The following is a 23187-nucleotide window of genomic DNA, read 5'->3' on the forward strand; positions in this document are numbered from 1 at the left end:
AACCGTCTTCTTTCTGCCGCAGAACGAAAATGCTCTGCAAATCTTCATTCGCATATGAATTACCGTTGAAATCATTCCCCGAAAAGCCATCGACCCAGATTTTTGAGTTCTTTTTTGAGCTCTTCATCCTCCCCGATTTCCTTCACCTCATCTCCGAGAATATCGACAATCGTATCTGATACGGTCGGAGAGGACGCGTTTGTAGCGGAAGGATCTCCGCCTGCCAAATCCTTTAAAACCTTCTTCACACGTTCATTCTCGCCTATTTCCGGAACAACTTCACCCAGCGCTTCCACGGCGGCATCGACATTCGTCGGCACGTCAGAGGGATCTATTCCGTGTTTTTCAGCCTGCCCTTTAACCCATGCATTCAACAGCGAACCGGCATTCCGGCCGATCGCCGACATCAGAGCGCCCTGAAAATCGCCGCGTGGTTCACGGAGCGTGCCCGTAACAGGAACCGACAGCTCGAGCGATTCCACTGTCGCCATACCTCCGAGTTTTCGGGAAAGTTTATCCTCCAGTTCAATTTCACGCATGGCCATTCTGATCGCGGAATCCACAAAACGATGATCACGCACCTGAAGAAGCGGCTCAATGGAAAAAGGCTCCGGCCGAATCCCGGCCCGTTTCCAGAGCGATTCCAGCGAACGCGGATCAATCTCCATGACCTTACCGAATAAATCAAAGGAAAGCTGCTCCACATCCCGCACAGGCGCAAGTCTCAGGTTCAGCGTTGTGACATAACTGTTGTGATCATTCCCCAGACTGCCCTCAATAACAGCCCCTCCCCAGGGTGCGGCAGAGTCGGAAAGCGTGGAAAGATTTGCCGCTTTCAGGTTGAGATCCAGCACGACATCCAGCTGATCCAGTTGAAAATCAATATACCGCACCTTCGCATCACAGACCATGCGCTCGAACAGCAACTCAGGCAACGGTTTCTCCGGTTTCGGCGCAACAGATTCCCGCCCGGGTGGCGGCTCCGTTTCAACCGGCTGTTTTCCGGACTCCGGAATACCGGTGGGCTCAGCCGGGGATGCAGTCGCTACCTCCAGTCCCTCTTTCAATCTGTTGAAATTGATTTCGCCATCCTCATTACGGATCACATTGACGACAGCATTTTCGACCTCGACGTATTTCACCACAAGCGGCTTCTGCAGCAGCATGGACTTAACATCGACTTTCACATTTATACGTTCAACCGAAGCCAGATTCTCCAGCAGAAACCCTTCCGGATTACGCACTTCAACATCGTCGAGATGCAGCATGCCCTTTGCCGCATTGATGGACAATCGCCCTACCCGGACATCAATACCGATTTCGGCTTTGATCCTCGGCAGCACCACCTCACGCATTGTTTTTGTCAGCCCAAACAGCATCACCAGATGAAAGATGATTAAAATCACCGTCCCCAGCCCGAACACCAATCCCAGAACTTTAAACGTCGCCTTCATAAATCAGTATTCGACCATACTAGAGCCCGGCATATTCACCACCAGAAAAACTACAAACCGACCGCCAGCGCCAGCAACTCCCGGCCGAGCTCTGAATTCTGCGCAACCAATCGCAGCTCATCATGGTCCTTTTCAACGAAATTCCGGGCCTCAAGTTTTCTGAGATGCCGATAGAGCGCCTGCGGAGAAATCCCGGTTTTCACCGACAGCTCCAACTCCGACAATGCTCCCCTGGAAAGCTCCCGAACAATCGCAATCCGTCTATCGTGCGTAAACGCCGTAACCAATCTGATTACCGCCGGCACCGGCATATAATCATCATACGCACTGCGCAATGCAGCAAGCAACCGTTCCGCCCCCGCAACCTCCGGATTAGCCTGCGGACGGTACAGTACGAAATTTTTCTGGCGGCGCGGCAGAATCAGCCCCCGGGCATTCAGAGCGCGCAGATAGACACTGGTACACGGCTCCGTTAATCCCACCGCTTCCCCCAGATGAGTCACACCGGATTCCCCGGCCTGAAACAGCCTCCACAGCAGATACAGCCGCTTTTCATTTGCCAGCACTCTGCATGTGCGCCAGAGGGATGGATGTAAATCTGTCATCATGTTCTCCATATATTTCACACATTATGATGTATGAAATAACAGATTATCAATAAAACAATATATTTTATAAACTTCACACATCATAATGTATGAAAATACAACTCACCTTTCCTTCTTCCCTGACAAACGTGGATTGCACCCTGCCTCCAATCCCTCTATCTTTCTCCGCATGGGATTGTTCGAGAAAAAATTTACGATCGTGGTGGCGTGTAAGGCGAATATTACCCGGAGCGCATACCTGCATGGCTATATGGAACAGTACCTGAAGGAAAACTATCCATATGCCCGGAAAAAAATCCGTATCAAGTCGGCCGGTGTACGGGCGCGGCGGGGCAGTTCGGCCAATTCGGTCGTAAAACATGTGGCGAGAATCCATGGCTTCAGTCTGAAAACACACCGTTCCGATCCCTTCACAAAAAAACTGGTGAAGGAGGCAGACGTTATTCTGGTGATGGAACAGTGGCAGAAAGAGGAATTGCTGGAGCGCTACCCTAAAGCGGGGGATAAAATCTTCCGCATGATGGAATATCTGTGGCACGACGATCCGGCGGATATCCGCGACATTCCCGACCCTACCGGACAGAATACGAATGATTTTGAAGAGTTCATCGAGGTCGCTCACGCCGAAGTCGAACGCATTTTCCGAGAACTGGGACGGGAAGGCATTATTTAAAGGCCGCTCACATAAACCCAACATTCGGCGGGAAGAGTTGACTCAATCAAACGAGGCTCATTGATCATGAAAATATTATTTATTTCGGCCGCTCTGCTCGCCGGATCCATCCTTGCCCACGAAGGCGTACACGCTATGCGGCACTGGGAAATTCCGAGTCCGGATCCGGATCGGGTTTTTCTTACATTCAGCGGCGATCCGGCCACCTCACGGGCGGTCACGTGGCGGACAGACCAAACCGTCAGAAAAGCTTATGCCGAAATTGCGCCGGCCTGGGGAGAACCGGGGTTTATCCATAAAGCCATGCGGATCGAAGCAGAAACCGAAGTGGTTGAACTGAGCCGGATCATCAACAAAGACCGCGATCCCGTTCATTACCACAGTGTCGTTTTTCAGAATCTGGAACCCGAAACGCTTTATGCCTATCGCGTGGGCGACGGCAAGGACCGCTGGTCCGAATGGATTCAGTTTAAAACCGCTTCGGACAGGGAAAAGAATTTCCGCTTTGTCTATTTCGGAGATGCGCAGAATGATGTCTTCAGCCGCTGGTCGCGGGTCATCCGAATGGCGCACCAGACGGCACCGAATGCTGCATTTGCATTGCATGCCGGCGACCTGATCAACCACGCGAACGCCGATCCGGAATGGGCCGGCTGGTTCAAAGCCGGCAGCTACCTGCACGCGCAGTGGACCGGTGTCCCCGTGATTGGCAACCATGAATACAGTCCGGTGGGCGGTGCCAGCCGGGCCAATAAAACCATGTCCGCACTGTGGCGCCCCCAGTTCACCCTCCCGGTTGATGAATCCCTGCCGGATTCACTGAAGGAAACCGTCTATTCATTCGATTATCAGGGCGCGCGTTTTATCATCCTGAACTCCTGCTCCGAAAATACGGTCCAAACCCGGTTTCTTGAAAAAGAGCTGAAGAAACCCGGTGCACGCTGGAAAATCGTCTCTTTTCACCATCCGGTATTTGCCCCCGGCGGACGGACAAATTATAAACCGGAAGACCGCGAAGCCTGGCTGGATCTGTTTGCCGAATACAATGTGGATCTGGTGCTGCAGGGTCATGACCACAGCTATCTGCGCGGCCAGGTTCCAGCCCTTGAAAAAAACGGACAGCCATCCAATAATTTCCAAACGCTCTATGTGGTCTCCGTCAGCGGACCCAAACAATACCCGACCAACAAAGATTTTCTGAAGCAGTATGAACCGGAACACTATAAACCGGTTCGCCGCGGCGAAAACTCTCAGTTCTTCCAGGTTATCGAGGTGGACATCGACGAACTCATCTATGAAGCCTATACTGCGACCGGCGAGCTGTATGACCGCGCCGTGATCCGCAAAAATCATGAAAACGGCAAAAAGGAAATCCGGCAGGATTTTGAAGACATCGAATCGCGCACTATGCAGAATACCATTGAGTATTCAAAAAAAGATCTGTAGCAGATTCAACTAAACCGCACACATCCGGTCCATAGAAAGAGTTTGCGGGAGCCGTTCCTGAAAGGTACGGTTTCCTGAGCTTTTATCATGGAGATCTGTATGAAGAGTTTGTTGCGCGTCGGCCTTTCTGTTTTCACTGTTTTTCTTTTCACCCGGCCGCTTTCGGCCAAAGAATTTCTGGATCCGGATACGATCAGGAAACTGGCCGCCGATGTCACTGCCGAAAAATATCCCGATGCCGATGAGGTGCTGGTGGATGACGTGATCGAAGTCGAATATCAGGAGGATGGAACCTCCGATTCCTGGGATGACACCGCAGTTAAAATTATCACCGAAAAAGGCAAACGTAATAACCGCACCATGACACTCGGTTTCGATGTCGCTTACGGCACCAACTATTTCACCCGGGTCCAGCTGCTCAAACCCGATGGATCCATCGTTGAAATCGACCCCGAGGCCAACAGCAAGGTAATGACTGATCCGGGACAGATGAATGCCAACATCTACAATCCGAACTCCAAGCGCCTCACCCTCTCCATTCCCGGTCTCGAAGTCGGTGATACGCTGCGCTATGTCATCCGCCGCCAACACCACAAGACCATTGTTCCCGATTCTTTCAGCGACTATCAGACCTTTGAAGGTCCCACACCCTATGAACGGATGACCTATCGCATTATCGCCCCGAAATCGCGTCCGCTCGCAAAAATTGCACTGAAAGACGAAATTCCCGGCACGGTGGAATTTTCCGAACAGAAGAACGAACAGGATGACCGGATTATCTACACCTGGAAAGTTAAAGATGTCCCGCGCATGTTTGATGAACCGGATATGCCGACCCGCTACACGGTCGTTCAGCGCCTGCTCGTCAGCACCATAGAGAGCTGGGAGGATCTTTCCAGATGGTACTGGGAACTCTGCCTTCCCCGACTGAAAACCACCCCGGAAATGAAGGCCAAAGCCGCAGAGCTCGTTGAAGGGCCGAAACAACGCAGGAAAAAATCAACGCCGTTTTCAATTTTGTTTCACAGGAAATCCGCTACATGGGCATCACCACCGAAGACGAAGCCCCGGGCTATGAACCGCACGACGTCAGTATGACTTTTTCCAACCGCTACGGTGTCTGCCGCGATAAAGCCGCCCTGCTCGCCGCCATGCTGCGCGATGTGGGTGTAGAAGCCTTTCCGGTCATCATCATGGCCGGCCCGAAAAAAGATGAAGAAGTACCCCAGCCCTTTTTCAACCACGCCGTTACCGCCGCGCTGGATGATGACGGAAACTATATTCTGATGGATTCCACCGACGAAAATACAAAAGATATTTTCCCGACCTATCTGCAGAATATGAGCTATATCGTCGCCCGCCCCGAAGGCGACACTCTTCGGACCTCCCCGATCATCCCGGCGGAAGACAATCTGCTCACCATCAGTTCTGCCGGCACGCTCGATAAAGCCGGTAATCTTGAAGCGCAGAGCACCATGGTTTTTGAGGGAATCAACGACACCGCCTACCGCGGCTATTTCTCGAAAATCAAACCGGAGGAACGCCGCCGCTTTTTCGAAGGCCACATTAAACGCTCCATGCCGACGGCCGAACTCCAGTCTCTGGAAATTCTCCCGGCTGAGCTGCGCGACACTACACAGCCGCTGACGGTCAAACTTACATTCTCCGCCGATAATCTGCTCGTCGAAGGCGAAACCAAGAAAATGCTGTCTCTTCCAAGGCTTGGCAGCTCCCTGGGCTATGCCAATTTTCTGATCGGACAGACCGGCCTCGAAAAACGGGAATACCCGCTCTACACCCGCATGACCGCCGGTATCCGGGAAACTCTGGATCTGCGCATTCCAGACGATGTCGGCACCCTGAACATTCCCGACTACCAGACAATTGATAACAAGGAACTGACCTGGAAGATGAATGTTTCCCAGCAACCGGGAATGCTGTCGGCCGCCAACACCTTTCTCATGAATGCGGTTGAGTTCACCCCCGAGCAGTATCTGGTGCTGAAGGACAACCTGAAAGCGATCGAATACAATCTGCGCAAAAAACTGATTCTCGATGTACCGCCCCCCGGAAAAACAACCGAGCCCGATGTACGTATTCTTTCCCGCGACATCAACATTGATCTCGAATCGCCCGGTGTCTGGAAAGAGACCCAGCGTTCCCGTATTGAAGTTCTCACCTACGCCGGAAAAAAAGCGAATTCCGAAATCAAACTCGCTTATAATCCCGCCTGGCAGCACATCGAACTGACCGAGGCAAAAGTGACACTCCCTGACGGAACCGTAAAACTGCTGAGTAAAGACGAACTCAATATTATGGATGCCGGATGGGTATCATCAGCCCCGCGCTATCCCGCCGAAAAACTGCTGGTCGCCAATCTGCCCGGCGTGGAAATCGGTAGCATACTCGAATATGAATTTGTATCAACGGTTGACGGGAAACCCTACTTTTCCACCATACAGTCGTTCAATGCCCACGAGCCGATCGACCGCAAAACAGTGACCGTCAATGCCCCGGCCGATCTCGACCTTAAGATCCGCAACACCGGCATCAATGAAACCCGCACCGAGAGCAATGGAACGGTGACCTATGTCTGGGATGCCGAGAATCAGCCTGCCGTTGAAAAAGAAGAGGCCCTGCCCCCGTGGCACACCTTCAATCCAGTGGTCGCCATGGCATCGAGCGACTGGAAAACCTATGGAAACCGGATCCGGGAGGCGCTGCTGCAGCATACACTCAACCAAACCGACAGCGTTGCGCTGGCAGAAAAACTCACCGCCGGCTTAAAAACCGAAACCGAAAAGGCCACGGTCCTCCGGAACTGGCTGGCTGAAAATGTACGGCAGGCCGGTCCCGCACTGACGCGCCTTCCGCTCTCCGCACTCAGTACAGCCGATACCACTCTGACCGACCGCTATGGCAATAACGCCGATCGCATGATCCTGCTGTTCACCCTGCTGAAAGCTTCGGGATTCGAACCTGAATTTGTCCTGTCGGGCAATATCTCCCTGATTCCCGAAGCGGCAGAACTCCAGCTCGCAATTCCGGCACGCAACGCCTTCAGCAAAGTACTGTTGAAAGTCGATATCGACGGAGAAACAACCTTCATGGGCGGTGAATCGCAGTATGCAGAACTGGGAACAACCGCCTACAACCGCCGGGCCTATCTGGACCTCCGGGAGGGACACATTGACACCATTAAAGTCGACAGCGAAAAAGCGGACCGCGGACATCATATTTATGACATCTCGATGACTGCAGACGGAACGGCTTCCATCAAGCAGACCGCCATTCAGCAGGGCACCGCCTTTGAAGGTTTCCACCGGGGCTATGCGGAAATCACCCCGGAAAAACGGCGCCGCCATTATCTCGAAATGATCAACGCGGTATCCCAGTCAGCAAAGGCCGCCACCGAACTGATTACCGATTACACAACCTATCCCGGTAAACTGGAATATGCCGTGACGGCCGAACGCTATGCGGTGACGGATGGAGAATATCTCTATTTTTCGGTGCCGGGCGGACTGGGCGGCCTCCTCTCCTACCGTTCCAACGAACGCACCCTGCCGCTGGCCTGGGGTAATTATGTCGACAGCATCATTGAGTACAGCATTACCCTTCCGGAAGGATATGAACCGGCCATTCTGCCACGCACCTTTTCCTGGCAGGCCCCGCAGGGTGCCGGACTCGTTGAAATTGCCGTGGAATATTCAGAAAAGAATCATACGATCCGCATGGTGCAGATGGCCGACCTCAAACCGGCCCTCATTCCGGGCAAGGATTTCCCTGACATCATCCAGGCAATGAAAAAGCTGGCACATCCGGATATGCGTACTATTCTTCTGAAAAAGACTAAGGAGTAGGATGATGAAACTGCACTGGCTTCAGCACGTTCCGTTCGAAGGTCTGGGCTATATCGAAGACTGGGCAGAAGATCAGGAGTTTTCGATTACCTGCACCCGTCTTTATGACGATGACGACGAGTTTCCCGATGTGGATGATTTCGACTGGCTGATCGTTATGGGCGGCCCTATGGGCATTTTCGATTATAATGATTATCCCTGGCTTACCGACGAAAAGGAATTTATCGAGACCGCACTTGATGAGGAAAAAACCGTGATCGGAATCTGCCTCGGAGCCCAGTTAATGGCCGATGTGCTCGGCGCCGACGTATACCCGGGGCCCCGGAAGGAAATCGGTTGGTTTCCCATCACCCGCTCCCCCGAAGCCCCCGACCTGATTCCGGAAAAAATGACCGTATTCCACTGGCATGGCGACACCTTCAGCCTTCCCGATGGCGCGATCAGACTCGCCACCAGCGAACCCGGAATTAATCAGGGCTTTATATACAACGACCACGCCGTCGCCCTCCAGTTTCACATGGAAATCACCGAAGACAGCATCGAAGCTCTCATTCAGGAATGCGGAGACGAACTCACAGACGCCCCCTATATCCAAAGCCCGGAAGAAATGAAACGCGGCCTTTCAAATATTAAAAATGTTAATGCCGCAATGAAAAACCTGCTCGACACCCTGCTCTGAACCACGCCCTCTCTGCATACGCTCCGCTCAGTCCAGTCGGCATCGAATCAGCGAGTACACATCAGATACCGGCTCCCCCATTGCGGATAAGCCGTTCACACAGTTGACAGCTTCAGGCCGCCTTTGTTACCTTTCATGACAAATTAAGGATTTGCTATGAAATTTGGTATTATCGGTCTCGGCAACATCGGCCGGGTTCACGCAAAAAATATTCAGGACGGTTTAGTAGAGGACGCAGAACTGGTTGCAGTGGCGAACCTCCCGATCGAATCTACAGACGATTTCAGAAAACAGGGTATTGCCTGTTTCGGCGATGCATCGGAATTGATTGAATCCGCATTGTGCGAAGCTGTGATTGTTGCTCTTCCAACTCACCTGCACGCCCCCATCGGCATTCAGGCCCTGGAAGCAGGACTGCACCTGATCATGGAAAAACCGCTGGCCTGTCATAAGGCCGAGGGCGAGCGCATTCTCGCGGCCCTTCAGCGCGACGACCAGATTGCATCACTAATGATGAACCAGCGCACTCACCCCTGTTATGTCCGGATCAAACAATGGATCGATGAAGGTGCTCTGGGTGAACTGCAACGCGTTTCTTGGACTATGACCAACTGGTTCCGACCCGAAATCTACTATGCATCAAGTCCCTGGCGCGCAACCTGGAAAGGCGAAGGCGGCGGCGTTTTGATGAATCAATGCCCTCACAATATTGATGTGCTCCAGTGGCTCGTCGGTATGCCCGCAAAAGTCCGGGCACACTGTTCTTTCGGCAAATACCACAACATTGAAGTGGAAGACGAAGTGAATGCCTATTTTGAATTTGCAAACGGAGCAACCGGCCAGTTTTCCGCCAGTACCGGCGAATGTCCCGGTACCAACCGGCTCGAAATTGTCGGAGATCGCGGAACTATCATCACCGACGGCAATGAAGTCAAACTGATCCGCACCGAAGAGTCTGTTTCCGCGTTCAGCAAAACCACAGATGAAATGTTCGGTACCCCCGAAACCTCTGAGGAGATTTACCGGCCTGCGGAAACCGTCAACCAGCATGCCGCTATTTTAAACAACGTTGTAAAAGCCGCCAAAGGGGAAGCGGAACTGATAGCCCCCGCGGCCGAAGGGCTCAACTCGCTCGAGCTGGCGGGAGCCATGATTTATTCCACCTGGACTGAGGATGAAGTCAGCCTGCCGCTCGACGGCACAGCCTATGAAAAGATCATTAACGAAAAAATCGCCCGGTCCAAACCCCGTGAGGTCGTTCAAACCGAGGCCAAAGTGGATATGTCCAAATCCTATCGATAGAGAGTATATATGAGTAAACATCAGATTTCCAGCGGGGCGGATTATGCCCCGACCGCCGAAGCCGAAAAAGTGGTTGGACCGGGCGAGTTCATCTTCGCCTCAGCCTTCCTTGATCATGGCCATATTTACGGACAGACCAACGGTCTCCGCGACGCCGGAGCCACGTTGAAATGGGCCTATGATCCCGATCCGGCCCGGCTGGCCGATTTTATCGAAAAGAATCCGGAAGCCCGGGCTGCGGAATCCTATGAACAGATTCTGAATGACCCGGAAGTGAAACTGGTCTGCTCCGCAGCAGTTCCCTCCGAACGGGCCGGCATTGGTTTCAAGGCGCTGGAAGCCGGTAAGGATTACTTTACCGACAAATCACCTTTCACCACGCTTGAACAACTCGATCGCGCACGTGAACTGGTGAAAAAAACCCAGAAAAAATATATGGTCTACTATTCGGAACGGCTGCATAACGAAGGCGGTATGGCGGCCGGGAAACTGATCGATGAAGGTGCTGTTGGAACCGTACTGCAGGTCATCAACCTTGCACCGCACCGACTGAGCAAATCGATCCGTCCCGACTGGTTTTTCGAAAAAGAGAAATACGGAGGTATTCTGACCGACATCGGCTCCCATCAGTTTGAACAGTTTCTGCATTACACCAAAGCGAATGATGCCACCATTAATTTTGCACGCGTTGAGAACTTCAACAATCCCGACAAACCCGGACTGGACGATTTCGGCGAAGCCTCTCTAACTGCAGACAACGGCGCTTCATTCTATTGCCGTCTCGACTGGTTCACCCCCGACGGTTCTCCGGTCTGGGGCGACGGACGCACCTTTGTGGTCGGCACCGAAGGAACCATGGAGGTGCGGAAATACATGGACGTCGCGCGCGAAGCTCCGGCCAGCAGAATCTTTCTGGTGAACGGGAAAGAAGAACAGGAAATTGAATGTCTGGGCAATACCGGTTTCCCGTTCTTCGGCGATCTGATTCTGGACTGTATCAACCGTACGGAAAATGCAATGACGCAGGAGCACGCCTTCAAAGCGGCCGAGCTCTCTATGAAAGCCCAGGCGATAGCAGACGGGCTCATGTAGCACCCCGAAGTCTTAACCTGAAAAAGAAAAAAGAGACCTGATCCGATAACCGGAAGAGGTCTCTTTTCATTACAGCTTTATCTCCGTTTACAGTTTGTAGTACTGCTCCCAGCCCTTGCGCACCTCATCCTTCAGCAGGCTGTTGGCCTTTTTATTGTTGGTAATCTGCTTTGTTTTACGGTCGAAATGCAGTTCTCCGCCCAAACGCTGCGCCAGACAGCCCAGAGCCAAGACCTGAGACAGAGGCCCGGAAACCGAGAACGGTGAACGGGTCTTTTCCTCACCCTTACACGCCCGCAGGAAGTTGGTATAATGATCGGAATTTTTACCGAAGTTTTTCGGTATGCTTCCGGCCTTCAGCAGTTCGCGATACTTTTCGTAGGGCAGGATCTGGAGCGTTGATCCATGGCTGTCCCCCTGGAACACATAATCTTTTGAATAGATGAATTTACCCGGCTTATCCTTTTTCAGCTCACGGCCGGCAAACTCCTCCGGAACCGGGGGAAGATTTTCCTGCCCGTCGTACCAGTCGATATCCATAGCCGGCATGTCGCCGCGTGCCGGGAACGCAAAGTTAATGGTCGTAGCCAGCGGAAAGATCAGATCATTCGGCTGAATCCACGTTTTCGCGGTGATTTTTTCCGGCAGCCCAAGCTCAAGGAACTGATGAATTGTATCAAGGATATGTGCGCCCCAGTCGCCGAAACAGCCGGTGCCGTACTGATACCACCCACGCCAGTTTCCGGGATGAAACTTCGGGTCATAAACATTCGGGGTCGGAGTAACTCCCAGCCAGATATCCCAGTCGAGTCCGGCCGGTTTTTTCGCGCCGGTCGGATAGGCTTTCACATCGCCCCACGGATGCCAGCGCCGCCATTTATTCATATAGGCATCCACATGGGTGACATCCCTGATGATTTCCGCTTCCTTCCAGGCCTTGAACTGGAAATAGTTATCGCCGGAGTGCCCCTGATTGCCCATCTGCGTCGGAACGCCGTATTTCTTTTCGGCCGCCATAAGCAGTTCAATTTCCTGGAACGTACGGGCCAGCGGTTTTTCCGTGTAAACGGGCTTTCCGTTAGCCATGGAAACCATGGAAATCGGGAAATGCTGATGGTCCGGCGTAAGATTAATGACGGCATCAAACTGATTGGACATTTCATCAAACAGTTTCCGCCAATCCTGATAGACCTTGGCATTGGGATATTTGGCCTTCATCTCCTGCATGTTTTTGTTATCCACATGCACATCGCAAAGCGCAACAACATTCAGAATGCCTGAACGCTCGAAATTGCTGATGATACGCGGACCGCGGTTGCCCACGCCGATCCAGGCCACATCAACCTTTTCATTGGCCCCGAGCACCTTCCCGGGAATCATTGAAAATGAAGCGGCAGCCCCGCCGGCAAATAAGGCATTACGTCTGTTTAGATTCATATCCTGCTCCTATATAACAGCAACTCTCACACTGAAAGATGCCTGATTCCAATTACACTTTATAATACTGCTCCCAGCCTTCACGGACGTCATCCTTTAGAAGCGCATTGGCCGTTTTACTGTTGGTAATCTGCTGCGTTTCGCGGTCGAACTCAAACTCACCGCCCAGACGCTGGGCAATACAGCCTAGAGAAAACATCTGACAGAGCGGACCGGCCACCGAAAACGGCGAACGGGTCTGCTCCTCACCGCGCACCGCATTGACAAAGTTCTGATAGTGGTTGGAGTGCTTTCCGTAATCCTTTGTGACCGTGCCGTCGACCAGCATCTGCTTGAACTTCTCGTAAGGAATCACCTGCAACGGACGATGATGGCTGTTACCATGGAAAATCAGCTCTTTGGAATAGATGAATTTCCCCGGACCGCCGGGATTACGATCACCCATCTCTTTCGGTTTCGGGCACCAGTTTTTCTGCCCGTCATACCAGTCGATGTCCATGGCAGGGAGTCCTTCGCCACGTTCCGGGAACTGGAAATTAATGACCGACTTCATCGGGAAAATATAATCATTGCGTCCTTCAATCATTTTCGTACCGAACTTTTCAGGAAGTCCGAGTTCAAGGAACTGATGAATCGTATCCAGAATATGCGCGCCCCAGTCACCGAAACAACCGGTCCCGAACTGATGCCAGCCGCGCCAGTTGCCATAATGGAATTTATCGCTGAATTCCATCGGTCTGGGTGTGGTACCCTGCCAGACGTTCCAGTTCATGGTGGCAGGCACTTTTCCGCCGGTCGGATACCCCTTGACATCTCCCCACGGATGCCAGCGGCGCCAGTTGTTCATATAGGCATCCACATGCGTGACATCCTTAATGATCCCCGCTTCACGCCAGGCTTTAAACTGAAAATAGTTATCCCCCGAATGCCCCTGATTGCCCATCTGTGTCACCACGCCGTATTTTTTCTCGGCCTTCATCAGCAGGTCGCACTCCTGGAATGTACGCGCCAGCGGTTTTTCAACATAGACGGCAATACCCAGCGACATGGCATGCATGGCTATCGGGAAATGAGAGTGGTCCGGAACCCCGATGCAGACGGCATCAAGCTGATCGCCGATTTCATCGAACATTTTCCGGAAATCCCGGTATTTTTTCGCCTTGGGATATTTCGCAGCATTATGCGCCGGCGTGATGGTCGGCTTGCCCCAGCCCAGCTGTCCTTTGCTGTCATCTTTCACCGGCGAAGAACTGTCGATATCCACATCGCATATCGCAATCAGGTTGACCTTCGGATTTCCGGCAAACGCTCCGGTAATTCCGCCCCCCTGCTGTCCCAGACCGATGGCCGCGAAGTTCACTTTTTCATTTGCACCGAGTACCCGTCCCGGAATCATGGCCCAGCCGGCGGCAGCCGCACCGGCACCTAAAGTGGTTCTGCGTGAAATATTCATCATCTTTCTCCTAGATTTTATAGTATTGTTCCCAGCCTTTGCGGACCTCATCCTGCAGCAGACTGTTGGCGAATTTGTTATTGGTGATCTGTTTCGTTTCGCGGTCGAAGGTGTATTCCCCACCCAGACGCTGGGCAATGCAGCCGAGTGCAAACATCTGACAGAGCGGGCCGGCCACCGAAAACGGCGAACGGGTCTTTTCATCCCCGCGCACAGCATGAATGAAGTTGGCATGATGCGTCGAGTGCTTGCCGTAATCCTTGGAAACCTGTCCGGCCTTCAGCATATCCTTGAACTTATCCAGCGGAACAATCTGAAGCGGATGACCATGTGTCGAACCCTTGAACGTGAGATCATCGGAATAAATAATTTTACCGTTGCCCCAGAATTCCTTGCCCTCGTCTCCGCCCAGCTCTTTCGGCATCCGCGAACGGTTGCCCACTCCATCGCGCCAGTCAATGTCCATGGCCGGAAGGCCCGGCCCGCGTTCAGGAAACTGAAAATTAATGGTCGATTCCATCGGAAAGATATAATCGTTTCTTCCTACCAGATGGGTTGCGGCAATTTTTTCCGGCAGCCCCAGTTTCAGAAATTCGTGGATGGTATCGAGAATATGCGCACCCCAGTCGCCGAAGCAGCCGGTGCCGAACTGGTGCCAGCCGCGCCAGTTACCATAATGCAGTTTATCACTGAAATCGACCGGTTTCGGCGTGGTGCCCTGCCAGACGTTCCAGTTGACGCCCGCCGGCAGTTTTTCACCGCTCGGATAACCGGCCACATCGCCCCACGTATGCCAACGCCGAACACCGTTCATCTGCGCATCAACATGACGGACATTTTTAATGACTCCGGTCTCAGTCCAGAGTTTGAACTGATGATAGTTGTCACCGGAGTGCCCCTGATTGCCCATCTGCGTTACTACACCGTATTTTTTCTCCGCCTGCATCAGCAGCTCGCACTCCTGAAACGTGCGCGCCAACGGTTTTTCCACATAAACGGCTTTCCCCAGCATCATCGCCGCCATCGTGGCCGGAAAATGGGAATGGTCCGGAACTCCGATGCAGACGGCGTCAATCTGATCGCCCATTTCATCAAACATTTTACGGAAGTCCCGGTATTTTTTCGCTTTCGGAAACTTAGCGGCATTGGCTGCCGGCGTGGCATTCGGATTCATCCAGCCCCGGACAGAATACTTCGGTTTCACGTCTTTCGGCACCACCGGCGAATCGCTATCGATATCCACATCACACAGTGCAACCACATTCACACCGGGCTGCCCGCCGATAGCACGCAGAATATTTCCACCCTGCTGCCCGATCCCGATCGCCGCCAGATTCACCTGGTTATTCGCTCCAAGGACCCGCCCGGGAATCATCGACCAGCCGACCGCCGCAGTGCCTGCTGTAAGTGTTGTTCTTCTCGAAATATTCATCATCAGTCTCCTTATACACAGTCACCCGGCCGCCTCTAATGCGCACAACTATTACAACATGTATCAATTGAATCTTGCATACACAATCTCATTTTGTAACTTTTGATTACAAATATTTTCCGCGCTGTCCGATTAAGAATCTGGTGAGCGTCGGAATTCGTGTAATATTCATATAATTAACGACTCAAAAATGGAGATTTATACCATGAAAAACCTGTTTTTTTCTGTGCTGTGCACGTCGCTGCTGATCTCAGCGACCCAGGCCAACACGATTTCAGAAAGCCAGCGGATATATATTAAGAAATACGAAAAACAGAAAACCATTCCAAAGCCGGAAGAAATGCTGATCAATACCGAAAAAGAACCCGACATCTGCTGCGGATTCACCTCCCTCTTCAATGGAAAAGATCTGACCGGATGGACGGTGCGGGGAGGAAGACATACGTTTGAAGTCATGGATGGGGCGATCAAAGGCACCTGTGTCAAAGGTTCGCCAAGTACCTACCTGTGCACCGACAAATCGGATTTCAAGGATTTCATTTTCACCTGTGAAATGAAATGGCTGGTCGATGGCAACTCCGGCGTCATGCTGCGCGCCATCGCGGTCCCCGGCGGAAAACAGGGCTTCGAAAACGTAAAAGGGCCGCAAGCCGAAATGGAAGGCTTCAAGCCGGTATCCGGCGCGCATCGCGGCTGGTCCGGCGGAATCTACGGCCAGGGTTACGGCGGATGGGAATACCCGCTCTGGCTTGACGCCCATGCCGAAGCACGAAAACAGCTTAAAAAAGATGACTGGAACCGTCTCACCGTAAAAGCCGAAGGAGACACCATCAAAACCTGGATCAACGGGGTACCGGCCGCACACTGGAAAACCACCGACTATCTGGAAGGTTTCTTCGGCCTGCAGGTCCATGCCGGTCATCAGGGAACCATTCTGTGGCGCAACCTTAAAGTGAAGGAACTCTAATGAAAAAACTGCTGATTCTCCCTGCCGTGGCTCTGGCCATGACCGGAACCGCGGCCAAACTGCCTCCGGTTCCCTCGTACACCTCTGTGACCGAGGCCGAACAGGCCCATCCCGACTTTCCCATGGTTGGAGAATATGTCTCCTTCGATGGGAAAACCGCCCTTCAGGCCAACAAACTGCCCGACGGTAAATTCCTTGTCGCCCGGTATGCCGGAGGACTCCCGGGCATGGGATGGGATAAATCCGCCATCGATTCCTCTCTGAAATCTCCGGAAGAGTTGATCGGCGTCATACAGAATTTCCAGAAGATCGAACGGATTTCACCCACCCTCGGCAAACCGCAACCTGCCGATGCCATTCTGAAATTCCCGGAAGATTTCACCAACGTGCAGAACGGTTATCTGATGGCCGGCGGAAAAACCCGGAAAAACATCGGCTCGTTCTCGATGCATCTGGAGTTTATGCTTCCATTTAAACCGGATCGCAACCTTTCCAGCCAGGACCGTTGTAACAGCGGCATTTATATTTTCAACAATTATGAGCTGCAGGTGATGGACTCATTCGGACTCGATTTCGAGCACCCCGAAAACAATGCCAATAAAATTGAATCCAAGAATTATCAGTGGTGCGGAAGCCTCTATAAAAAGAAACTTCCCGATGTAGCCATGTGCTACCCGCCGCTGCGATGGCAGACCTACGACATCGACTTCACCGCACCGGTTCTGAAAGATGGAAAAAAGATTAAAAACGCCCGGATCACGGTACGGCATAACGGCGTATTGATCCACGACGATGTAGAACTCGAGACCGGCACCGGCCTCGGTGCCAAACGCCCGCAATTGGCCGAAGGTCCGATCTTTTTCCAGTCGCACGGCACCCCCGTAATGTACCGCAACGTCTGGGCAACCGAATTGAAAAACTGACCCAACCCCGACCGAGGATGCTGCGCCGCTGCGCGCAGCACCTCAATCGTCACTTGTCACACGCAACGGGAATCTCTACGCTTGGCGAATGTTTATTATCAACAGCATCGCCCCGATTTTTATACTGATCCTGCTCGGCAAAGTGCTCCAGAAAACGGGATTCATGCCCGAGGTGTTTTTCAAAAGCCTCAGTCGATTTGTCTTCTGGTTCGCCCTGCCGTCCCTGCTCATCAGCAGTATCAGTGAAGCCGATCTGGATTTCCCGACCATTTCGAAAATCCTGCTTCTCTTTTCGCTGGGTACCCTGTTCAGTATGGCATTCGCCTGGGGGATCTCCAAAATCCTTAAACTGCCCGATCCCAAAGCCGGCTCATTTATTCAGGGAGCCTTCCGCGGCAACGGCGCATTTGTCGGCCTTCCGGTTATTGCATATTCCCTCGGCAGCATCGACGCCTCCGCAGAACTGCTCGGCACGGTTGTCCTCGCCCCTGTTGTAATTGTGTTCAATGTACTGGCAGTCACCGTTCTTCTCCGTTACGGGAAAGAAAAACACACCGCCGGCGATTCCCTGACGACGTTCCTCCTGCAGATGGTCAGGAATCCCCTGATCATGTCCTGTGTGACCGGCATTACCCTCAACCTGCTCGACCTCCACCTGCCTCTCTTTCTGAACCGCTCACTCGAAGCCCTCGGCCGCGCCGCACTCCCCATGATTCTTATGAGCATAGGCGCAAGCCTCGCCGTCGAAAAACTGAAAGGCGCCGCCTCGCCGTCACTGATTTCCTCCCTCATCAAGGTCGTTGTCGCCCCGGCAATCGGATTTCTGCTTGCCGGATTTTTCGACCTTACCACCACCGAGAAAATGATCGCGATTTTCTATCTCGGATGCCCCACTGCCGGTATGTCCTATGTCATGGCCGAAGTGATGGGAACCGACGCCACACTCGCCGCCCGCATTATAGCGCTTAGCACCCTGCTTGCAGCCATCACCCTACCCGTTATAATCGCCATCGGACTATGATTTATTTTGAAAACATCACCTTAGCAGTGCCCGGAAAAACCCTGCTGAAGGAAACCGGCCTGCGACTGGCTTCCGGCGATAAAGCCGTTGTACGAGGCCCCTCCGGATGCGGCAAAAGCTCCCTGCTGAAATCAGCAGCCGGAGCACTTCCGATTACCGGTAAAATCCGCATCGACAACATCGAATTAAATGCCCGAACCACCGCAGAAATCAGAAGCCGCATCAGCTTCATCGGCCAGGAACCGGTCCTCGGCGCCGAAAAAGTCCGTGATGCCCTGCTTCTACCCTTTTCGTACAAAATTCACCGGAACAAACTCCCTTCAGACAAAACGATTTTCCAGACGCTGGAACGTCTCCACCTGAACGCCGAAATTCTGCAAAACGAAGCCGGACGCATTTCCGGAGGAGAAAAACAACGTATTGTTATCGCCCGGGCTCTTCTGTTGAACAAATCCATCTTTATTGCCGACGAAATTACATCCGCACTGGATCCGGAAAGTAAACAGGCTGTAATGAAAGAACTCTTCCGGAAAGAGATTACTCTTCTTTCCGTTTCCCACGATCCTGACTGGATAAATGCCTGTTCACGAATCATCGAAATCCATAATCAAAAGCTGACAGAGGCCGAAACATGATCGTTGATATGAACACCGCCTCCACATGCTCCATGTTCGCCCTGCTGCTCATCCCCACCGGCATCTTTCTCTGGCTCAACCTGGGCCTTGTCCGCGAAACGCTTATATCCGCAGTCCGGATGACCATTCAGCTCCTGCTGGTCGGGATCTATCTTAAATATATTTTCCAGCTCAACAACGGCTTTATAAATTCAGCCTGGGTCCTGATTATGATGATTGCCGCCAACGCCAGCGTCCTCGAAAAAGCCGGCTTAAAACGAAAACTGTTTTTCTGGCGGACCCTCACAGGAATTGCGGTCAGCACCTTTGTGGTCAGCGCATGGTTCATTCTCGTTGCCATCCGCCCCGACCCGCTCTACGACGCTCGCTACATGGTCCCGATCATCGGAATGATTCTGGGCAACTGCCAGCGCAGCAACGTCATGAGCCTCGAACGATTTTTCAGCGGAATCCGCGCGAATGAACAGGAATTCATGACCTATCTCATGCTCGGCGCCACTCTTCATGAAGCGATTCGTCCCTATCTGCGCGCATCGCTGAAAGCCACCATCAACCCCTCGCTTTCCACCATGGCCACCATGGGCATCGTCTCCCTTCCCGGCATGATGACCGGCCAGATTCTCGGAGGAGCCCTGCCCATACCCGCCATCAAATACCAGATCGGGATTATGCTCTGCATTTTCACCGCCATGGTGATTGCCGCCCTCGTCAACATTCTGCTCAGCCTTCCCGTTGCTTTTGACGATCATCAACGGCTGAAAACCGGCATTTTCCAATAAGACGATCCAGGGACTATTTTTTCACACATTTAAATGTATGAAATCTGTTATATTCAAAATGTTATATATAAAAATTAATTTCATACATTCGAATGTATGAAATACACAGCACTCAATCAGCACCCTTCTTCTCCCGAATCCCGGCGATTCATTCTTCAAAATAACCTTCCAATAAAAAAAACAGAGCCGTACGTTTTCCACTAACCGGAGAACGTTTATGAATAAAAAAACATCGCGCGCAGTTATCGGCACATTGTCATTCATCGCTCTGGTCAGTATGGGGTTCGCCATAATGACAACCTTAAAAAACCGAACTGCAAAAGAAGAAATCCTGGAACTCAAAACACAGATTGCGAATATGAAAGCGGCCGTGCCGGACGCGTCCAGAGAACCGGCGGTCATCTATCTTACCGGAAGCGGTGACACCAATGAAATGATGACTCTGAAGTCACAGCTGGCAGAAAAAGAAGCATTACTGGCGGAATTCCAGTCCAGCACCAACCATCCGGCTCAACGTAACCGCGATAACCGCCCGTCTTTTGAGGAACGTATGGCTCAAATGAAAAAGGAGAATCCCGAAGGCTATGCCGAAATGATCAGGCGTCGGGAAGAACGCTCAAGCCAGATGCGTTATAATCTGGCGGAACGCACCGCGACATTTCTGGATATCGACACCTCATCCATGACTGAGGAGGAACGTACAAACCACGAACAGCTTATTGCAAACATGGCAAAAATCTGGGAAATGACAGCACTTTTTCAGGATCCGGAAGCTGCACCGGACCGGGAATCCATGCGCGAAATGATGGAAGCGGTCCGCGATACACGGCCCCTTCTCGAAGCAGAACGGGAAGTCATGTTCAAACAGCTCGGCTCCGATCTGGGATACGAAGGTGAAGATGCCGAAGCCTTCGCTTCATATATTGCTGAGATCTATGAAGCCACTACCCTGAACCTTCCGGGCGGGCGCGGCGGAGGGGGCCGCGGACGCTGATCATTTCTTCAACATCCGGAAAGCGCCGGACAATACAGGTTTGCACTATTTGCAGGTCCACGTATAATTCCGCGCTCATTTTTTAAACAGCCGCAGGCAAATCCACGGAGTTCCCTGTGGCCGTTAATTGTTGAAGGTTATCCATTTTCCAGAATAACCGTTAACCAATAACCGGAGTCGACAGACTCCAAGAGGAAGAATCATGTCCAGATCATACAATATCACGCTGCTTCCGGGCGACGGCATCGGTCCTGAAGTCATCGCGGAATCCGTAAAAGTGCTCGACGCCGTATCTGAAAAAGCCGGCTTCAGCCTCAACTATACCGAACAGAATGCCGGCGGCGCAGCCATCGATGCACACAACGATCCCATGCCCGATTCCGTGATCGAAACCTGTAAAGCGTCTGATGCCGTACTTCTCGGCGCGGTTGGCGGCCCGAAATGGGATGCGCTCACCGGAGCGATGCGTCCGGAAAGCGGTCTGCTCAAAATCCGCAAGGAACTCGGCGCATTTGCCAACCTGCGCCCGGTCACTGTTCCGGAATCGCTGGCGGAAAACTCCCCGCTTCGCCCGGAAACGGTTGCGGGCCTCGACCTCTTCACCGTTCGTGAGCTGACCGGCGGCATCTATTTCGGTGAACCCCGCGGTACTGAAGGCGAAGGTGATGAAAAAAAATCATGGAACACCATGGTCTACTCCGCAGGTGAAATTAAGCGTGTGGCACGCGTGGCTTTTGAATGGGCCCGTAAACGCCGCAATAAAGTGACCAGTGTCGACAAAGCCAACGTGCTGGATGTTTCCCGTCTCTGGCGCGACACTGTGATTGAACTTCACGCTGCAGAATATTCCGATGTGGAACTCGACCACCTTTATATCGACAATGCGGCCATGCAGATGGTCGTGAATCCGCGCCAGTTCGATGTCATTCTGACCGGCAATATTTTCGGAGATATTCTTTCCGATGCCTCAGCCACTCTCGGCGGTTCTCTCGGCCTGCTGCCATCTGCATCGGTCGGCGGTCCGGTCGGCATTTTTGAACCGGTCCACGGCTCTGCACCGGATATTGCGGGACAAGGCAAAGCGAATCCGTTTGCAATGATCCTGTCGGCCGCGATGATGCTGGACACACTGAATGAAAGCGAAGCCGCCAACGCGATCCGCACGGGGGTGGAGCAGGTTCTCGACAAAGGCTACCGCTCCGGCGATCTGTGGAAAGAAGGCAACACCCTTGCCTCCACCACTGAACTCGGCGATCTCGTGAAAGAAGCCGCTCTGACTGCACTCTGAAAATGAAGGACCGCACATTGTGCGGTCAACCGGCAGGAGCATTTCCGCCCGGCGACCTGAAGCACAACACCCGCAAACCGGGCATTGTGCTTTTTTATTGGTTCCGAAGTTCTGTGGAGCTGATGTCCGCACGGAACAGCTCTTCGGGAACCGGGATAAACAGCTCTTCAAATCCTTTCGGAATATCGACATGTTCCAGGGACTGAAAAACGCCGTTATGAAGCCGCCCGGCAACAATAAACCGGGTTGCCAGAATCTGGAATCTCCGCAGTAAAGCCGGTACATCAGGATGATATTTCGGATCAAGAAGCCGGATGGCGGTATCGTAGCCCATAGCAAACCAGGCTCCGGGAAAAAGCTCCGCCTTTTCAATAAATGTGGGAGAATGGGTCAATACTACCGGAAGATCGATTTTTGCAAGCCGGCGATAAATTTCATCGCGCTCCAGCGGAGGCTTATCGACATTTTTAACGGAAAGTTCCAGCAGTCCAACCCGCCCGCTCAGCCTTTCAGCGGCTTTCAGCAAACCCGTGTGTCCCTGATGAAGCGGATTGAAGGAGCCGGGATAAAGTAACATTTTTTTCGGCAGAGTTTCACACCCCGCCAGCACATAATCAATTTCGCCATCGAGCAGTTGCTGCAACTGATCAGCCATTCTCCACCCCCAGAAAACCGGCGAGCAGGCGAATGATGTGCTCACTCAGGACAACATCCTGTTCCGCCCGCGCTGCCGGCTCAAGATCGATTTTCCGGCAGACCGTCTTTTCCGCGGACTGGATGCAGACATAAGCGCGATCAGCCCCTTTACGTTTCCGATTGGTCTGCAGAGCTGCCGTGCAGGCGATTCCGAGCGTCCCCTTTTCCAGTGCCCGGGCCGCCATTTTCCGGGCGCATTCCCCGGAACAGGCGGATGCCGGCTTTTCCCCGATGAACACTTCGAGAGCTTCCGGACTGTAGGGAATATGGACATCAAGAACAAAACGCGAAGCGCCGGGATGGATCAGCATGGCATGTACTGCAGTAATTCCGCCGCCGGTCACGGCCCACACCGATCTATAGCCGCTGGCCTGAATACGTTCGATAAGTTCGTCTTCAATCATGGATAAAAAATAAGGCGCAACCGCCGATGCTGTCACGCCCT

21 protein-coding genes are annotated in these 23187 nt (G+C 52.6%); 14 read left to right on the top strand and 7 right to left on the bottom strand.

Going from position 1 to position 23187, the window contains the following annotated elements:
• Positions 1-71: 71 nt before the first annotated feature.
• Positions 72-1454 (bottom strand): hypothetical protein, encoded by a 1383-nt coding sequence (locus tag EGM51_08730; GenBank protein ID QBG47472.1) that lies wholly within the window; start codon positions 1452-1454, stop codon positions 72-74.
• A gap of 50 nt (positions 1455-1504) precedes the next feature.
• Entirely contained in the window at positions 1505-2071 is a 567-nt protein-coding gene (locus EGM51_08735; GenBank protein QBG47473.1) for an ArsR family transcriptional regulator, read from the bottom strand.
• A gap of 76 nt (positions 2072-2147) precedes the next feature.
• On the opposite strand from EGM51_08735, the gene EGM51_08740 reads away from it, so the two are divergent.
• The 7 genes from EGM51_08740 (at position 2148) to EGM51_08770 (ending at position 11117) form a co-directional block, all read left to right on the top strand.
• Complete coding sequence (locus EGM51_08740) at positions 2148-2735, top strand: hypothetical protein (protein ID QBG47474.1); 588 nt, start codon at positions 2148-2150, stop codon at positions 2733-2735.
• Between the two features lie 66 nt (positions 2736-2801).
• Complete coding sequence (locus tag EGM51_08745; protein QBG47475.1) at positions 2802-4181, top strand: metallophosphoesterase family protein; 1380 nt, start codon at positions 2802-2804, stop codon at positions 4179-4181.
• 87 nt (positions 4182-4268) lie between these two features.
• The gene (locus EGM51_08750) at positions 4269-5279 is read left to right on the top strand and encodes a DUF3857 domain-containing protein (GenBank protein ID QBG47476.1); all 1011 of its coding nucleotides are present in this window, start codon (positions 4269-4271) and stop codon (positions 5277-5279) included.
• Positions 5222-8044 carry a DUF3857 domain-containing protein gene (locus tag EGM51_08755; GenBank protein ID QBG47477.1) on the top strand — a complete coding sequence of 941 codons (2823 nt, stop codon included), beginning with the start codon at positions 5222-5224 and terminating at the stop codon, positions 8042-8044. Before EGM51_08750 ends, EGM51_08755 begins: the two co-directional genes overlap by 58 nt.
• A 4-nt stretch (positions 8045-8048) precedes the next feature.
• Entirely contained in the window at positions 8049-8723 is a 675-nt protein-coding gene (locus EGM51_08760; protein QBG49280.1) for an amidotransferase, read from the top strand.
• A 156-nt stretch (positions 8724-8879) separates the two neighbouring features.
• Complete coding sequence (locus tag EGM51_08765) at positions 8880-10025, top strand: Gfo/Idh/MocA family oxidoreductase (protein QBG47478.1); 1146 nt, start codon at positions 8880-8882, stop codon at positions 10023-10025.
• Between the two features lie 9 nt (positions 10026-10034).
• Positions 10035-11117 (top strand): Gfo/Idh/MocA family oxidoreductase, encoded by a 1083-nt coding sequence (locus EGM51_08770; GenBank protein QBG47479.1) that lies wholly within the window; start codon positions 10035-10037, stop codon positions 11115-11117.
• A gap of 87 nt (positions 11118-11204) precedes the next feature.
• On the opposite strand, the gene EGM51_08775 is transcribed toward EGM51_08770, so the two are convergent.
• From EGM51_08775 to EGM51_08785, 3 genes are read right to left on the bottom strand one after another with little or no spacing between them, the layout of a single operon-like run.
• Entirely contained in the window at positions 11205-12554 is a 1350-nt protein-coding gene (locus EGM51_08775; protein QBG47480.1) for a Gfo/Idh/MocA family oxidoreductase, read from the bottom strand.
• Positions 12555-12606: 52 nt separating this feature from the next.
• Positions 12607-14007 carry a Gfo/Idh/MocA family oxidoreductase gene (locus EGM51_08780; protein ID QBG49281.1) on the bottom strand — a complete coding sequence of 467 codons (1401 nt, stop codon included), beginning with the start codon at positions 14005-14007 and terminating at the stop codon, positions 12607-12609.
• Between the two features lie 10 nt (positions 14008-14017).
• On the bottom strand, positions 14018-15439 hold the full coding sequence (locus EGM51_08785) for a Gfo/Idh/MocA family oxidoreductase (GenBank protein ID QBG49282.1): 1422 nt from the start codon (positions 15437-15439) through the stop codon (positions 14018-14020).
• A 205-nt stretch (positions 15440-15644) separates the two neighbouring features.
• Here EGM51_08785 and EGM51_08790 point away from each other — a divergent pair, with 205 nt between their 5' ends.
• From EGM51_08790 to leuB, 7 genes are all read left to right on the top strand, one after another.
• The gene (locus tag EGM51_08790; GenBank protein ID QBG47481.1) at positions 15645-16406 is read left to right on the top strand and encodes a DUF1080 domain-containing protein; all 762 of its coding nucleotides are present in this window, start codon (positions 15645-15647) and stop codon (positions 16404-16406) included.
• The gene (locus EGM51_08795; GenBank protein ID QBG47482.1) at positions 16406-17329 is read left to right on the top strand and encodes a DUF1080 domain-containing protein; all 924 of its coding nucleotides are present in this window, start codon (positions 16406-16408) and stop codon (positions 17327-17329) included. Before EGM51_08790 ends, EGM51_08795 begins: the two co-directional genes overlap by 1 nt.
• An 88-nt stretch (positions 17330-17417) precedes the next feature.
• Positions 17418-18350, top strand: coding sequence for an AEC family transporter (locus tag EGM51_08800; protein ID QBG47483.1), 933 nt, complete (start codon positions 17418-17420; stop codon positions 18348-18350).
• The gene (locus tag EGM51_08805) at positions 18347-18985 is read left to right on the top strand and encodes an ATP-binding cassette domain-containing protein (protein QBG47484.1); all 639 of its coding nucleotides are present in this window, start codon (positions 18347-18349) and stop codon (positions 18983-18985) included. Before EGM51_08800 ends, EGM51_08805 begins: the two co-directional genes overlap by 4 nt.
• Entirely contained in the window at positions 18982-19764 is a 783-nt protein-coding gene (locus tag EGM51_08810) for an ABC transporter permease (protein QBG47485.1), read from the top strand. Before EGM51_08805 ends, EGM51_08810 begins: the two co-directional genes overlap by 4 nt.
• Positions 19765-19981: 217 nt before the next feature.
• Complete coding sequence (locus EGM51_08815) at positions 19982-20758, top strand: hypothetical protein (GenBank protein QBG47486.1); 777 nt, start codon at positions 19982-19984, stop codon at positions 20756-20758.
• A 202-nt stretch (positions 20759-20960) separates the two neighbouring features.
• Positions 20961-22046 (top strand): 3-isopropylmalate dehydrogenase, encoded by a 1086-nt coding sequence (gene leuB / locus EGM51_08820; GenBank protein QBG47487.1) that lies wholly within the window; start codon positions 20961-20963, stop codon positions 22044-22046.
• Positions 22047-22140: 94 nt separating this feature from the next.
• Here leuB and EGM51_08825 read toward each other — a convergent pair whose 3' ends face one another.
• Together EGM51_08825 and EGM51_08830 are read right to left on the bottom strand one after the other, a co-directional pair.
• The gene (locus tag EGM51_08825; protein ID QBG47488.1) at positions 22141-22701 is read right to left on the bottom strand and encodes a hypothetical protein; all 561 of its coding nucleotides are present in this window, start codon (positions 22699-22701) and stop codon (positions 22141-22143) included.
• A complete protein-coding gene (locus EGM51_08830; GenBank protein QBG47489.1) occupies positions 22694-23182 on the bottom strand; it encodes a hypothetical protein in 489 nt (162 codons plus the stop codon). The genes EGM51_08825 and EGM51_08830 overlap by 8 nt, the downstream gene beginning before the upstream one ends.
• Between the last annotated feature and the right edge of the window lie 5 nt (positions 23183-23187).

Source organism: Verrucomicrobia bacterium S94, assembly GCA_004299845.1.
In the GTDB taxonomy this organism is placed as follows: domain Bacteria; phylum Verrucomicrobiota; class Kiritimatiellia; order Kiritimatiellales; family Pontiellaceae; genus Pontiella.